This window comes from Paraburkholderia sp. RL18-085-BIA-A (assembly GCF_046027075.1).
GTDB lineage: Bacteria > Pseudomonadota > Gammaproteobacteria > Burkholderiales > Burkholderiaceae > Paraburkholderia.
Window position 1 is genome coordinate 24,586 of sequence record NZ_JARESU010000055.1, and the last position, 15,457, is coordinate 40,042.

Annotated in this window: 12 protein-coding genes; 9 read left to right on the forward strand and 3 right to left on the reverse strand. The window is 61.2% G+C overall.

What is annotated here, in order from left to right; all coding sequences use genetic code 11:
• Positions 1-474 precede the first annotated feature (474 nt).
• Together P0D89_RS29445 and P0D89_RS29450 are read right to left on the reverse strand one after the other, a co-directional pair.
• A complete protein-coding gene (locus tag P0D89_RS29445) occupies positions 475-1,488 on the reverse strand; it encodes an alpha/beta fold hydrolase (protein WP_408361900.1) in 1,014 nt (337 codons plus the stop codon).
• On the reverse strand, positions 1,389-1,790 hold the full coding sequence (locus tag P0D89_RS29450; RefSeq protein WP_408377607.1) for an ABC transporter substrate-binding protein: 402 nt from the start codon (positions 1,788-1,790) through the stop codon (positions 1,389-1,391). The genes P0D89_RS29445 and P0D89_RS29450 overlap by 100 nt, the downstream gene beginning before the upstream one ends.
• Positions 1,791-2,048: 258 nt before the next feature.
• On the opposite strand from P0D89_RS29450, the gene P0D89_RS29455 reads away from it, so the two are divergent.
• On the forward strand, positions 2,049-3,056 hold the full coding sequence (locus P0D89_RS29455) for an asparaginase (protein ID WP_408361899.1): 1,008 nt from the start codon (positions 2,049-2,051) through the stop codon (positions 3,054-3,056).
• Positions 3,057-3,155: 99 nt separating this feature from the next.
• Here P0D89_RS29455 and P0D89_RS29460 read toward each other — a convergent pair whose 3' ends face one another.
• On the reverse strand, positions 3,156-4,058 hold the full coding sequence (locus tag P0D89_RS29460) for a LysR family transcriptional regulator (RefSeq protein ID WP_408361898.1): 903 nt from the start codon (positions 4,056-4,058) through the stop codon (positions 3,156-3,158).
• Positions 4,059-4,187: 129 nt separating this feature from the next.
• Here P0D89_RS29460 and leuC point away from each other — a divergent pair, with 129 nt between their 5' ends.
• The 8 genes from leuC to P0D89_RS29500 all read left to right on the forward strand — a co-directional run bounded on the left by leuC (position 4,188) and on the right by P0D89_RS29500 (position 15,364).
• The gene (gene leuC / locus P0D89_RS29465) at positions 4,188-5,603 is read left to right on the forward strand and encodes a 3-isopropylmalate dehydratase large subunit (protein ID WP_408361897.1); all 1,416 of its coding nucleotides are present in this window, start codon (positions 4,188-4,190) and stop codon (positions 5,601-5,603) included.
• Positions 5,596-6,237, forward strand: coding sequence for a 3-isopropylmalate dehydratase small subunit (gene leuD / locus P0D89_RS29470; RefSeq protein WP_408361896.1), 642 nt, complete (start codon positions 5,596-5,598; stop codon positions 6,235-6,237). The genes leuC and leuD overlap by 8 nt, the downstream gene beginning before the upstream one ends.
• A gap of 66 nt (positions 6,238-6,303) precedes the next feature.
• Positions 6,304-7,635: an MFS transporter gene (locus tag P0D89_RS29475; protein ID WP_408361895.1), complete on the forward strand. Its 1,332-nt coding sequence runs from the start codon at positions 6,304-6,306 to the stop codon at positions 7,633-7,635.
• Positions 7,636-8,568: 933 nt separating this feature from the next.
• Complete coding sequence (locus P0D89_RS29480; protein WP_408361894.1) at positions 8,569-10,146, forward strand: gamma-glutamyltransferase family protein; 1,578 nt, start codon at positions 8,569-8,571, stop codon at positions 10,144-10,146.
• Between the two features lie 136 nt (positions 10,147-10,282).
• A complete protein-coding gene (gene oxlT, locus P0D89_RS29485) occupies positions 10,283-11,572 on the forward strand; it encodes an oxalate/formate MFS antiporter (protein WP_408361893.1) in 1,290 nt (429 codons plus the stop codon).
• A 365-nt stretch (positions 11,573-11,937) separates the two neighbouring features.
• The gene (locus tag P0D89_RS29490) at positions 11,938-13,239 is read left to right on the forward strand and encodes an MFS transporter (protein ID WP_408377601.1); all 1,302 of its coding nucleotides are present in this window, start codon (positions 11,938-11,940) and stop codon (positions 13,237-13,239) included.
• A 47-nt stretch (positions 13,240-13,286) separates the two neighbouring features.
• Entirely contained in the window at positions 13,287-14,228 is a 942-nt protein-coding gene (locus tag P0D89_RS29495; RefSeq protein WP_408361891.1) for a glutamate cyclase domain-containing protein, read from the forward strand.
• A gap of 35 nt (positions 14,229-14,263) precedes the next feature.
• Positions 14,264-15,364, forward strand: a complete 1,101-nt coding sequence (locus tag P0D89_RS29500; protein WP_408377603.1) for an alanine racemase — start codon at positions 14,264-14,266, stop codon at positions 15,362-15,364.
• Positions 15,365-15,457 lie beyond the last annotated feature (93 nt).

Sequence of the window (15,457 nt, forward strand, 5' to 3'; positions counted from 1 at the left end):
GGGCTCAATATCCGCATTCGCCGGCCCATATGGCTGCGACGACCCCAGGGAGCGCTTTAAATGTGACGACGCGGTCTGCCGAAACACCGACTCGGTTCATCGCGTTGCGCACTATGTCGTTCTCAACGCTCGCCGATGATGGAGAACGCCGCCGGTTCGTGTGGACTGTCTTTGTTCCGTAACCAGGCTGACTGGCCGCGTAGGTTGCTGCGTCAAGCAGTACGCCATGCCTGTGGAAAGGCTCGCTTCGAAAGCATCCGGAAAGAATCGTGCTACCTGGGACCAAGGCTCGTTAGGCCGGATGACTGCCATGCCGGGGACGCCTGTGACGTCCCAACCGACATGTTGTAGTCGCACTAGCATCCGCATCAGCGAGTTCTGCAATGTTGTTCGACAGCATTCGCGTGGGGGCTGGCGGTGCCGATGGAGGATTGCAAGAGAAACATGAGACACTGCTGCGGCATCTCCAGCTCGTCAGTCCTCAAGATGCCGGGTTATCGCAGCGGAAATAAACGCGGCATCGTCCAGATTGGCTGTCGGCAGTCCGGCGCGATGGCCCCATATCGACGAAATGGGAAGGAGCTTGGCGTTTCGCATTTGCTCGACCTCGAGGCGGTTGTCTTCCACCTGGAAATACAGATCCGTTTCGCTTGGCATGATCAACGCCTTTGCCGTAATTGCCTTCAGCGCCGCGTGAAAATCGCCGTTATATTTGGAATTAGCGGCGATGTTCGCATGCTGCCATGTCCATAGATGAGCCAAGAGGTTGTTGCCATCGCGCTTAAGGAAATTCGCCTCCCACGACATCACGAGATAATCTTCGAGCGAGGAAAAACCGGCCTCCCGCCACACCTCGTTGCGATAAAACGTCTGTGACATCGCCATTGCGGCGTAGCTGCGGCCCATGGCCCGCAAACCGCGCTCGGGACGCTCGACAAACGTCCCGTTTTGAAAACCGGGATCCGTCGTCAGGGTCGCGCGGACGCCCTCGATGAATACCTGATTGTGCGGCGAGGTTTTTGCCGCGCCGCAAAGCACGACCAGCCGCCTAACCATCTCCGGATACATTGATGCCCATTGATACGCCTGCAACCCACCCATCGACCATCCGCAAGCCAATTGCAAAACGTCGATGCCGAGTTCTTGCGTCAGAAGTTGGTGTTGGATCGCGACGTTATCGGCCATCGTAAAATTCGGCCAACGGCTTCCGCTAAAGGGCTCGGTTGCATTGCTGGGCGAGGATGACAGTCCATTGCCGAACAGATTCGGAATAACGACGAAGTACTTTTCGGTGTCTAGCGCCTTGCCCGGACCGACCATCCACTCGATGTCATAGTGATGCGCGGAAAACGACGTCATATACAGAATGACATTCGATTTTTCTGCGTTCAGCTTTCCGTAGGTTTGATAGGCGAGCTTCGCATCTCTGAACGTGATACCGGATTGCAGCACCACGTTTCCGGCATTGAATACAAAATAGTCTTCCATGAGTGGGATCCGACTGGTGAAATGTTACGAGTGGTTAATAGAAAAGTCAGATAGAAGGTATCGCTTCGCCAGCCCGTGAGCGACACGATAACGTCAGCTGATGTAACCGGCTTGCCGTCGCTGAACGCGAGGCCCTTGCGAAGCGTGACCGTCCAGGTCTTGCCCTCCGGCGAGGTCGTATACGCGTCCATCATCTCCGGTTGCGTTGCGCCCCTGGCATCCACACGTGTTCCGACAGGTTGACTTCCGATTCCATCATGCCACGTTAATTGCAACTCGCAATAATTGCCATTTACGTACATATAGGCACGAAGCGTGCCATCACGCGGTAAATTCAATACGTGTGGACAAGTCAGAAGCTTGTCCTACCGGCATGACTACACGGCAATGCGCGAAACTTGTGCAAGTGTGCGCGAGGACAGTGCATCGCGCAGCGCAAGATCGCTATCGCACCGATTCCGGGCGCAATAAGGGCGCCCCTCGCCGGTAGCGAATCTTCGCACGCTATTTGAGCTACGGTTTAAGCTGAGATTCTCAACGCACTCGAAAGGAACGCTTCGATGAACCGTCCGCGCATTGCCGTCGGGGCATTAGGCGGCACGATATGCATGACCGCGAACAATGCCGACGCTGGCGCGTTGCCACGTCTTTCCGCGCAACAATTGGTGACTGCGGTCCCCGGTCTGGCTGATATCGCGCAGATTCACGCCGAGACCCTCTTGCAATTACCCAGCCCTTCGCTGAACCTTGCGCATGTGCTGGACAGTCTGATGTGGGCAGAGCGCATGGTGGCTGCCGGCTACGCCGGGATCGTCCTGACCCAAGGTACCGACACGCTCGAGGAAACCGCCTTCCTGCTCGACCTTCTGTGGACGCATCCGCAGCCGCTGGTGGTCACAGGGGCGATGCGCACGCCGCTGGCCGCAGGCGCGGATGGGCCCGCCAACATTCTTGCCGCGGTGGCCTGCGCGGCGTACAGCGCCAGTCGCGGGCGCGGTGTAGCCGTGGTCATGAACAACACGATCCATGAGGCGCGCTGGGTGCGCAAAGCGAACTCGAGGTCGGTCGAAACCTTCGAGTCGCCGGTCGTTGGGCCAGCTGGCATGGTGCTCGAAGGTGTGCCCCAGTATTTTCGCCCACCGTCCAGGCGTTATTCCCAGCGCTTCGCCAAGCCCGACCTGTCGGTTCGAGTGGCACTCGTCGAAACATGTCTGGGCGAGACAGGTGAGATGCTCGACGCGGTCGCCCACGCGGGATATCACGGGATCGTCATCGCGGCCTACGGCGCAGGGCATGTTTCGGATGACGAAGCACAGCGCATCGAGGCGCTGGCGCCGCGGCTGCCGATCGTCATCTCCAGCCGCACGGGATCGGGATCGACGGCAGCGCGTACCTATGGATTTTCCGGTTCAGAAATCGATCTGGCCCGCCGTGGCGCCTTGTTTTCAGGGTGGCTCGGCCCGCGCAAGGCGCGCCTGCTTCTCTGGCTGCTGCTCGCCACGGGCGCGCCGCGCAACGCATGCGTCGCTGCGTTCGAATTCTGGAAACGCGTCGACGACGCCGACTAGACGCGCGGCACAACGTCCATTGCCAGCCGGCTCGACGGAGGTGTTACGGGTTGCGTGCGAATCGCAGGTGAGCGGGAAACCACCCGCTTTTTCGCCATCTCAACCCGCTCCCGGCCCCTTCCCGAGAAAGCCTTTGAGAAACTCCACGAACGCCGTCACCTTCGCCGTCAGATTGAGCCGTTCTGGATACACAGCATAGATGTCTGCCGGCGGCAACGACCAATCGGGCAGCAATTGCTTGAGACGGCCAGACTGCAGATAAGTGGTCGCATCCCACTCCGAACGCATCAGGATGCCCTGTCCGTCAAGCGCCCAGACCAGCGTCGCCTCGCCATCGTTGCTGCTTAGCACGCCGTGCACCTTGACCGTCTCGTGGCGCTTCCCCTTGCTGAAATGCCAGGTGCCGTAGGCCGTGTCGTTTTCTCTGAGTACGATGCATTGATGCCGCTGCAGATCGCGCGGCGTGTCGGGTTCGCCTTTCGCGCGCACGTAGATCGGCGACACGCAGACCATCCGGCGGTTGGTCGCGACCTTGCGTGCGATCAACCTGGAATCAGGAATCTCGCCGAACCGGACGCCGACGTCGAACGCCGCTTCGGCGAGATTCAATGGGCGATCCGTCAACTCGAGTTGTACCTCGACGTCGGGATACTGGCGATGAAACGCTGCGATAGCCGGGGCGATGTGACGGCGGCCAAAGCCGAATGTCGCATTGACGCGCAGCAGCCCCTTTGGCGTCGCCCTGCTGCTCGAAATGGTCCGGTCGAGTTCCTGTAACGCAGACAGCAGCTTCGACCCTGTCGTCAAGTATTGCTCGCCCTCGTGCGTCAAGCTCAGCCGCCGCGTCGTCCGGTTCAGCAACCGCACACCGAGGCGCCGCTCGATCTGGGCAAGACGCGCGCTCACCGCCGGCGGCGTGACCCCAACGTCCCGCGCGAGCGCCGACAGGCTGCCATGCTTGACGAGTTCGACGAAAAATTCGAGGTCCGATACCGCATTCATTGATAAATATGATTTAAGAGTAGTTTAGATTTTACTGAATTCTATAACCGAATCGGCGAATTAGACTCATGCCCATCGGTCGATCATGACCGCGCCCCGCGCTTCAGATTCAACCGGCCAGAGGAGTCCATGCCGCACACCTTCTATCAAAAGCTCGTCGCATCACATACGGTCGACCGCCTCGACGAGCAGCATGTGCTGCTGTATGCGGACCTGCACATCATGAACGAATACACGAGTCCGCAGGCGTTCGCCGGACTCGCCGAGAAAGACCTCCTCGTGCGCCGGCCACGGCAGCAAATGGGCATTGTCGACCACGTCATCCCGACGCGCGCGGTGCCGGTTGCCTCCCGCACGATCGACATCGTCGACGCATCAAAGCAAGCCGCGAATTTCACACGCAACTGCGTCACGCAAGGCATCCACCTGTTCGACGTGAACGATCCGGCACAGGGGATCGAGCACGTCGTCGCACCGGAAATCGGACTGATCCGGCCGGGCATGGTCGTACTGTGCGGCGACAGCCACACGACGACTTACGGTGCGCTCGGCGCACTTGGTTTCGGAATTGGCACTTCCGAAGTCGAACACGTGCTCGCGACGCAAACGCTCGTCTATCGCGTGGCGAATGACATGCGGATCACCGTCGACGGAGAACTGCCCCCTGGCACCACGTCGAAGGACCTGGTGCTGCATATCATTGCCCGTATCGGTGCACAGGGCGCCCGCGGCTTCGCGCTCGAATATGCCGGATCGACAATCGCTTCGCTTTCTGCCGAGGCGCGAATGACCCTGTGCAACATGACCGTCGAGGCCGGCGCGCGCGCCGCGCTGATTGCACCGGACGACACGACGATCGACTATGTGCGGGCCCGCGTGCGTGGCCTCGATACAGCGACGCTCGATGCCGCGACGGCCGCATGGCGCTCGCTGCGCTCGGACCCCAATGCTGTCTTCGATGTCGAACATCATGTCGATGCATCGCAAATCGCGCCGTACGTTACGTGGGGCACGAGTCCAGACCAGGCCATTCCCGTCGACGGGCACATTCCCGAGGTCGACACGGCAACCGGAATCGATGCGGCAACCGCGCGCAAGGCACTCGACTACATCGCACTGCCGGCCGGCGCAAGCATCGAGGGCACGCCGATCGATCGTGTGTTCATCGGCTCGTGCACGAATGCACGCATTGAAGATCTGCGAGCGGCAGCGGCCATGGTGCGGGGACGCAAGGTCGCGGCATCGGTTCGCGCCATGGTCGTTCCCGGTTCCGGCATGGTCCGCGACCAGGCCGAGCGCGAAGGCGTTGCCCAGATCCTGATCGACGCAGGCTTCGAATGGCGCCAGCCCGGCTGCTCGATGTGTCTCGCGATGAACGACGACGTCCTCTCACCGGGCGAGCGCTGCGCTTCGACGACCAATCGCAACTTCGAGGGCCGCCAGGGCCGCGGCAGCAAGACCCACCTGATGAGCCCCGCCATGGCCGCTGCCGCCGCAATCGCGGGTCATATCGTCGACATTCGCAAGGAGCTTGTACATGGCTGATCGCCGTCTTATTCAGGGCATCGCAGCACCGTTGCCCATCAATAATCTCGATACCGACCAGATCATGCCGAAGCAGTTCCTGTTCGGCATCGACAAGTCGGGGCTTGCGCGCGGACTGCTTTACGACCTGCGCTACGATGACCGCGGTCAGCCCCGCGAGACGTTCGTACTGAATCGCCCGGAATATCACGGCGCACGCATTCTGATCGCCGGCTCGAATTTCGGCTGTGGGTCGAGCCGCGAACACGCCGTGTGGGGACTGCAACAAGCCGGCATCGAAGCGATCATCGCTCCCAGCTACGGCGAGATCTTCTACTTCAACGCCGGCAACAATCGCCTGCTGCTTGTGACGCTCGCGCCCGAGATAGTCGATGCACTCGTCGCCGAACTTGCTCAAACGGACACCAAACAGTTGTCGATCGACGTCGAGAACGAAGTGGTCGTGACCGCCTCGGGCGAGCGCCATTCGTTCTCGATCCCGTCGAGGCAAAAACGCATGTTCATGGATGGTCTCGACATGGTTCAGATGACGCTGCAGCAATCCGACGAGATCGACACATTCGAAAAGCGGCATTGGGCAGCCAATCCGTGGGCACGCATCGATCTTCCCGCCCAACAACGCAACATGTCGTAATCGAGCAACGCGAATTTCAACCTGATAACGAGACCGGCGCGTGGAACGCGCCGGCGGGAGACCAGCATGCCCCAGCCTGCCGAACGCGCTACCGTGCCGCACACGCACGCGCTAGAAACGCGCACAGTCAAGAAGATTACATGGCGCATCGTGCCATTCATCATCGCGCTCTATTTCGTGAGTTTCCTGAACCGCGTCAATGTCGGCTTCGCCGGCCTGACGATGAATCACGACATCGGGCTCTCGCCGGCGATGTTCGGCTTCGGAGCGGGAATCTTTTTCGTTGGCTACATTGTGTTCGGCATGCCGTCGAATCTCGCGCTCCAGCGCGTCGGCGCACGGCGGTGGATCGCGCTGCTCATGGTCGTGTGGGGCGCCCTCTCCGCTGGGACCGCGAGCGTCAGCGGTCCTTATAGCTTCTATGTACTGCGGTTCTTGCTAGGGCTGGCGGAGGCCGGGTTCTTCCCCGGCATCATTCTGTACCTGAGCTACTGGTTTCCGGCCCGGCATCGAGCGCTCGTGACGGCGATCTTCATGACCGCCGCGCCGTTGTCGAACATGATCGGCTCGCCGATCTCCGGCGCCATCATGGGCATGGACGGCATCGCACAACTGCATGGCTGGCAGTGGCTCTTCATTCTCGAAGCGGCACCGACCATCGCGCTCGGCGTGATCGCGTTCTTCTTCCTGACCGACAAACCTGAAGATGCGCGCTGGCTCGATACGGACGAGCGTGAGTGGCTCACGCTCGAGATGGCCCGGGAGCGCGCCGCCAAGTCGACGAACGCGGCATCCAGCGTGTGGGCGGCCACGAAGGATCCGCGAGTGCTCGCCCTCGCCCTGGTGTATGCGGGCACCTCGACCGGTCTGTACGCGATTGGCATTTGGGCGCCGATGATCATTAGCCACTTCGGCTTCAGCTATTTCGAACTAGGGCTCGTCAACGCTATTCCCAATGTCGTCGCCGTCGTCGGTATGGTGCTCTGGGCGAAAAACTCCGACCGCACCGGCGAACGCAGATTGCACGTGTCGATCGCATGTCTGGCAGCGGCCGCAGGAATGCTGCTTGCCGGGTATGCACCGTCCGCCCTGCTCCTGATCGTCGGACTGTCGGTCGCAAATTTCGGCATCAACGCGGCGAAACCGCCGCTGTGGAGCATGCCTACGCAGTTCCTCTCGGGATCGGCTGCGGCAGCGGGCATCGCATTGATCAATGCGATGGGCAGTCTGATCGGCGGTACGATCGGCCCAATGGTCATCGGCAAGTTACGCGAAATCGGTGGCGATTACTCGTTCGGACTCTACTTCGTTAGCGGCACGCTGGTCGTATCGGCGGTCATCTCCTGGATGTTCGGCCGTCGACAAAGGGAATCGTCCGTCACACCCACGGTCTCCTGATCTCCCTCGTACGAAGCTGCATCCGATTCTTCAGCGAACAGGATCAGTTTGCTATAGCCATACAAAACATGATCAGGATGAAAACGACGCAAACGAAGGTTCCTAACCCCAGACGCGTCGAATTCTCCTGACACGCGTGGACGCTGCGGCCGTCGCGGCAATATCGTTGGGCAAAGGCGCCGCTACGCGCAAAGCACGCGCTGACTTGCGCGTAGCGGCGTTTTTCGGCCTCCCTTCTGACGCCGCGGCATTCAAGCGGCGGCCGAAGCGACACCTCCTACCGCACGCCCCGTCGCCAATCCGGCGAATAGATCGAACTGGCAAGGCGCTGTATCCAGCGCGCACACAAGCCGCAACACAGACGTTCCGATGCGATCGCGTTGGCACGGCACTTCAATTCTGGATGCGGCTCTCGCACCGATTCCCAATCTGAATGTCTTGCAGTCGCCTTTCGTCGCCGACGTTGGCGTTTCGCACAGAGGCGGTGCACCGCCGATTTTGTTGTGCCCGATGCACCTTCCTTGCGCGTATCTGCACACTTCCAGGACCTGGCAATGTGCTCCTTTCCATCCGGAAGTACTCGATTCACCCTTGTATATTGGGCTTTCGCATGTTGGCACGTTTTGTGCACATTGAATCAATGTGGATATTACAAATATTGCAGTTTGCACATATATTTCGCCGACAGCCGACGAAACCCACAACAAAGTGCCCCATGACAGGCGCTTCACAAGCGTCAACCAACCGTGTACCGACGCTGCGTGAAGCGGACTCGTAAGCGAAGGGCGAAGTGATTCAAGTCAGCTTCGTTGTATGTAGCAAGTATCACGTGATCATGCGAACCCGTAGCGGCTGGGCGGGTAACGATGATCGATTGATTTTTGAGGAAACATGTCAGCAGAATCTTTAAATCCTGTGCGGGGCATCCGCGGGATGGCAGTTACACCCCATGCGCTGGCGTCGCAAAGCGCGCTCGCGATCCTGCGCGACGGAGGCAATGCCGTCGAGGCGATGATTGCCGCCGCGGCGACCATCGCAGCGGTGTATCCGCATATGAACAGTATCGGCGGCGACGGCTTCTGGCTGATTTCGCGGCCGGGCGAAGAGCCCGTCGGTATCGAGGCGTGTGGAGCGGCGGCAGCGGCGGCGACGATCGACGCCTATCGCGCACGCGGCCTGCAATCCATCCCGTTTCGCGGCCCGCTGGCGGCGAATACGGTGGCCGGGACAGTGTCGGGCTGGTCCTTGGCGCATCGCTGGTCGACTGAAACACTCGGCGGCAAGCTCCCGGTCGCGCGCCTGCTCGAAGACGCCATCGCCTACGCAGGAGGGGGTATTCCGGTCACGCGGAGCCAGTCCGAATGCATCGCGCTCAAGCGGCAGGAACTCGAATCAGTCGCGGGGTTCGCCGAGACGTTTCTGACGAGCGACAACCCGCTGGGCGTGCCGGCCGTCGGCGACCGCTTTGTGCAACCGCGCCTCGCCGCGACCCTCGAGCGTCTCGCCCACGCGGGTCTCGACGACTTCTACCGGGGCGACCTCGCACGCAGCATCGCGGCCGACCTGCGTGCCCTTGAAAGTCCACTGTCGCTAGCGGACCTTGAACAGCATCGCGCACGGCTGCGCCAGCCACTGGCACTCGCACATTCGCTCGGCACGATCTACAACATGCCGCCGCCCACACAAGGGCTTGTATCGCTGCAGATTCTCGGTGTGCTTGACCGTGTCTTGCGCGACGACATGGATCCGCTCGGGCCCGAGTACGTCCACGCGTGCGTGGAGGCGACCAAGCTCGCGTTCGCCATCCGCGACAGGCACATCACCGACCCGGATTACATGGAGATCGATCCACAGGCGCTGCTTGCGCCGCATGTGCTCGACTCGATGGCCGAGCGGATTTCGATGTCCGCGGCAGCTCCGTGGGGTCATGGTCTCGGACCGGCCGACACCGTGTGGCTCGGCGTGATCGACGCCGATGGCGTGGCCGTCAGCTTCATTCAGAGCATCTATCACGAGTTCGGCAGTGGCCTCGTGCTTCCCGATTCGGGCATTAACTGGCAAAACCGCGGCTGTAGCTTCTCGCTCGACCCGTCCGCGCGCAATCCACTTACGCCGGGGCGACGTCCATTTCACACGCTGAATCCGGCACTCGCGCGCTTCGCCGATGGACGCACGATGGTGTATGGAAACATGGGCGGCGACGGCCAGCCGCAATCGCAAAGCGCCGTGTTTTCACGGATCGCGCACTTCGGTTGGAATCCGCAAGCCGCTATCGATGCGCCTCGCTGGCTGCTGGGTCGAACCTGGGGGCAAACCAATGAATCACTCAAGCTGGAGGCGCGGTTTCCCGTCGACACATTCAATGCGCTGCGTCGTCTCGGGCATGACGTCGAGCAGATGCGGCCATACGACGAAGCAATGGGCCACGCCGGCGCGATCGTCCGGCACAGCAACGGATGTCTGGAAGCAGGCTATGACCCCCGCAGCGACGGGGCTGCGGCCGGCTGGTAGGCGCGCCTGCTAGACCGCGGGCGGCCGCTCCGCCCGCCCCCGTTTGAATCGACGACCCGCGAGCGTTCGTGCCGACGGCAAGGACGGCGCACGTCCGTCCAACTGTCGATACTTCAATCCGAAACGGAGAAACACATTGAACACCCGCACGCAATCACTGAACGGCGTCGCCTCGCCCGGCGCACAAACAGCCGCGCATACCCGCTGGATCCAGCTCGGACTCGGTCTTGTGTGCATGATGACCATTTCGAGTCCTCAATATGTATGGACTCTGATGACGAAGCCGCTCATGGCCAAGCTCGGCATCGCACTGCCGGAACTGCAAGTGACATTCTCACTGCTGGTGCTGCTGCAGGCATTTTTTTCACCGTTCCAGGGTGCGCTGATTGATCGTTTCGGGCCGCGCATGCTGATCTCGATCGGTACGTTGCTGGCAGGCGTGAGCTGGGTGTTGGCTTCGTATGCGCACAGTACGTCGATGCTGTACCTCACGTACGGCGTCATCGGCGGTCTCGGTACCGGCATCGTCTACGTCGGTGTGGTCGGGCTCGTGGTTCGCTGGTTTCCCGATCGACGCGGCTTCGCCGCTGGTGTTGCGGCGGCAGGCTACGGCATGGGCGCCATTGTCACCACCTTTCCGATCTCCGCATCGCTGGCAACGCGCGGCGTCGAATCCACGCTGTGGCTGTATGGCATCATCTTCGCAGTGATCGGTCTCCTCGCCTCGCAGGGCCTGCGGGTACCGCCCGCGGCACACAGTATCAGTATCGGCTCGGCGGTTTCCCGGACAGCGGTTGTGACGCGCGACTACCGGCCCTCCGAGATGCTCAAGTCGCCGTTGTTCTGGCTCATGTTCGTGATGATGACGATGATGTCCACTTCAGGCCTCATGGTCACGTCGCAGATGGCAAGCTTCGCCGCTGACTTCGGCGTCAGCAAGGTACTGGTCTTCGGGCTCGCCGCGTTGCCGCTGGCACTGACTATCGACCGCTTCACGAACGGTCTGACCCGTCCGCTGTTCGGCTGGATATCGGATCGCCTGGGGCGCGAAAACACGATGTGTTTCGCGTTCGCGCTGGAAGGTGTGGCGATGGCGCTCTGGCTAATGACCCGCGACAACGCGGTTCTGTTCGTGCTGCTGTCCGGCGTGGTGTTCTTCGGCTGGGGTGAGATTTTTTCGCTGTTCCCTTCGACCCTGACCGACACGTTTGGTACCCGTTATGCCACCGCGAACTATGGCTGGCTTTACATCTCGTTCGGGATTGGCTCGATCTTCGGCGGCCCGCTGGCCGCGCTGCTGCATCAGCACACCGGCAGCTGGGTGCCGGTGTTCGGATGCGCGATTGTGCTCGATCTGAGCACCGCCGTGCTTGCGATGTTCGTGTTGAAGCCGGCGCGCGCGCGTTTTGTCGGAGCGAAGGGATAACGCGTCTATTCGCGGACGACATCTCTTCTGCAAGCAAGGCTTGTCACGACAGCTGAAACAACACGGCCGCTCGTTGTTGCAGTGATCGTGACGTCAATGGCGGTGGCCGCTATCGAAGCGACCACCGCGTCTGCTGTGATGCCGCGCGGGAAAACCTGCACGAGGCAAGCACACATGATCACCGATTTCTATCGACTGCGCGGGTCACTTTCGATTATCTCCACTCAGGTCCGCGCACCTATACTCAATTTCAATTATCACGAAACGGGCGCCTGCATCGTCGCAGACGGCCGGTTCATACATTGCCGATGCGCAACGCGCCGGGCGTGTATCTGACATTCAAATAGCGCATTAGGAGAACAGACATGAGCGGAACACCTGCAGCGGTCGTGGCGTACGCCCAGCCGAAGACATCGGTTCGCTGGAAGATTTTCTTCATCATGTTGCTGCTGGTTACGGTCAACTACATCGATCGTGCATCGCTGTCCGTCGCGATGCCGATGATCGCAAGCGAGTTCACGCTTACGCCGGTCATGCAGGGCCTCATCATGAGTTCGTTCTTCTGGTCATACACGCTGATGCAGATTCCAGGCGGCATGGCCGTCGACCGCTTCAAGCCGCGCCTGGTCCTCGCGCTGTGCACTTTGCTCTGGGGTGCCTTCCAGGGTCTTGGCGCGTTGACGACCAACGCGATGTCCTTGCTCGCGACGAGACTCGGACTCGGTGTGGCAGAAGCGCCCGTGGCCTCGGCGGGAGGTGCGCTGAATGCGATGTGGCTCACGCAGCATGAGCGGGTCCGTGGCGCATCGCTGATGGACGGTGGCTCGCCGCTCGGCGCAGCGCTTGGATCGGTACTGATCACCTGGCTGATCGTGGTCGCGCACTCATGGCGCACAGCGTTCGCGATCGCCGGCGTCGGCACAGTGCTGTGCGGAGTAGGCGCCTGGTACTACATCAAGAATCAACCGCGCGATCACGCCGGGGTCAATGAAGCCGAAGCAGAACACATCGAACGGGCCCGCCGCCTGGAGGATGAAAAGGAAGCCAAAAGCCTGTCGGGCAACTCGCTCGATTTCTTCAGGTATCGCTCAGTTTGGCTGATGTTCGTCGGATTCATGTGTTGCACGACGCTTTACTACGGCCTGTTGACCTGGATGCCCACCTATCTGCAGAAAGTGCAGGGCTTCAACATTCAGCAAATGGGCGGCGCCAGCTTCGTGATCTTCTTCTGCGGCTTCATCGGCGAACTCTCCGGGGCCTACGTCGCCGACAAGTGGCTCGCCAGCGGCGCCGCGCCGAACCGCGTCATGCGCACTTTCTTCGGTATCGCCGGCGTGGTTGCCACGATCGCGGTGTTTTCAGTGGCGCATGCGACGAGCCCCACCATGGTCGTGATCCTGCTGTCCATCACGCTCTTTTTTCTGCGGTGGGGCGGTCTGTACTGGTCGATCCCCGCGATGCTCGCCTCGCGCAACAAGGTGGGCACGCTCGGCGGTCTGCTCAACTTCGGCGGGAATATCGGCGGCATGGTGATCCCGATTGCGATCGGCGCGATCGTTCAATTTACGGGCTCCTATTTCCTCGCGCTGATGTGTTTCGCCGCAATGGGCGTCGGCCTGCTGCTCTGTTCAATCGGAATCGATTATGAAACGAAGATTCCGGTCTGAGCGATCGCCGCGCCCCACATAAGCAACATTGCTACTGAGATTGGAAAATGGGAATAGCAAAAGTCGAAGACATCATTGGCCAAACTGTCCGGCGCGACATTGGCCGCATGAAGCGGTTCGTTGAAGGTCAGCTGGAAGCGGCCGCGCGTTCGATCATGAGCACGCCGAACGCCCACGTCGGTATCGTGACTGGCTTCTTCATACGCAATGCCGTGCCGCCCTCGCCGGAGACGGACGGACTGGGCGGCATGGCCCATCTGGCCGCCGCACTTTCGAACCTCGGCATACCGGTGACGGTGATCTCGGACGCGCCATGCTGCAAGGCGGTGTGGGCGGTCACCACGGAATTGCCGAAAGATGTGGCGTTCGAGATCACCTCGGTGAGCGCGGCATCGGTCAAGTCGCTGAGAGCCCGGCTAAGCGAGGCTGAACGTCCGATCACGCATATGATCTCGATCGAGCGGGTGTCGCCCGCGAGCGACGGCAAGCCGCACCGCGAGTACGGCGCGGACATGTCCGACGACACCGCTCCGCTGCATCTTCTGTTCGAGGACCCCGAGTGGTCGCGTCCGTGGGTCACGATCGGCATCGGCGACGGCGGCAATGAAATCGGCATGGGCGTGCTGCCCGAGCAAATCGTCCACGACGACATTCCCAACGGCCCGTTGATCAGCGCGGCCATTCCCGCGGACTACCTGATCGTTTCCAGCGTCTCGAACTGGGGCGGCTGGGGACTGGTATCCGCGATGGCGATGGTCGCGCCGCGAGACGCGGCGGCGCGGCTGCTCACCGATTTCACGCCAGAGCGAGACCGGGCGTATCTGGCTGCGGCCGTCGACATCGGGCAGGCGGTTGACGATAGCCGCATCGACCGCCCCGCGACGCCGAAGATGAGCGTCGACCGGCTCTCGTGGGAACAGCATGCAGAAGTGCTGAGTCAGCTCAGGGCGCACGTCGACGGATACCTCGCAGCGCCGTCGCACGCGTGAGCGTGACGCCTTTTTTATTTCGCAACGTACCAACCATGTCCGATCTTTCGCGTACCACTCTCAGACGTGCGCCCTCGTGGGCTGCCAGCTTGCCAGAAGAATTGAAGACACCGTGTTTCATCGTATCCGAGCGCGGCATTGTCGATAACTTGCATGCGACCGCCCGTGCGTGTGGAGGGGTGGAACGGCTCATGCCGCACGTGAAGACGCATCGCGCCGGATGGGTCGTCGAGAGACTGATTCGCGAAGGCGTAACTGCATTCAAGGCCGCTACCGTGGCCGAAGTGGCGATGGTGCTCGAGGCCGGCGCGAAACACGTCCTCTGGGCGTATCCGACCGTGAACCGCGCTCATATCCGTACCTTGCTCGCGCTGGCACACGCTCATCCGGCCGCAAAGGTCGACGCGCTCGTCGACTCGGCGGCAGGCGTAGCCGCGTGGCGTCTCGCGACGAATGGAGCGCCGTTGAGCAATCTCTCGCTGCTCATCGACCTGGATGCCGGCATGGGCAGAACTGGCGCGCCGATGACAACGGCGACGCTGCAATTGGCCCGTGAGCTGGCCGCGATCGCCTGCTTTGGCGGATGGCATGTCTACGACGGCCATATCCATGATCTCGACGGTGCCACACGCCGCGCGCGAGTGGCCGCCATCGTGGAGAAAGTGGCGGCGCTGACGCACGCAGCCGATGCAGAGGGACTGTCGACCAGGCTCGTCGCCGGGGGCAGCTATACGTTCGATCTGTGGCCGCGCACACTCGCCGACTTCGTATCCCCGGGCAGTTGGACCTATTCGAGCGCTCAGCACGATCTGGAGTTGCCCGCGTTCGGCTGGACGCCAAGCGCATATGTACTGGCAACGGTGATTTCACGCAACGGCACGACCGCCACGCTCGATGCGGGCTCGAAGGCCATCTCGCCGGACAAGCCGCTGGCCGAGCGCTTTCGCTGGGACGGCAAGATCGTCATGATGAGCGAAGAGCACGTCGTAGTCGAAAACACCGATCTGGCAGTCGGCGACCGGGTGATGTTATTGCCGCGCCACGCTTGCACGACTGCCTATCTCTACCCCAGCGCAATGGTGCTTAACACCGAAGGGTGGTGGGAAGTGCGCGAGCAACTCGGGAGCCGTCGATAGGCCACGAGCCCGGGAGCGGGTCAATGTCGATTGAAACAATGCAACACGACGCAGCCACGCACGCCATGCGGCAACTCTGAAAAACACCACATC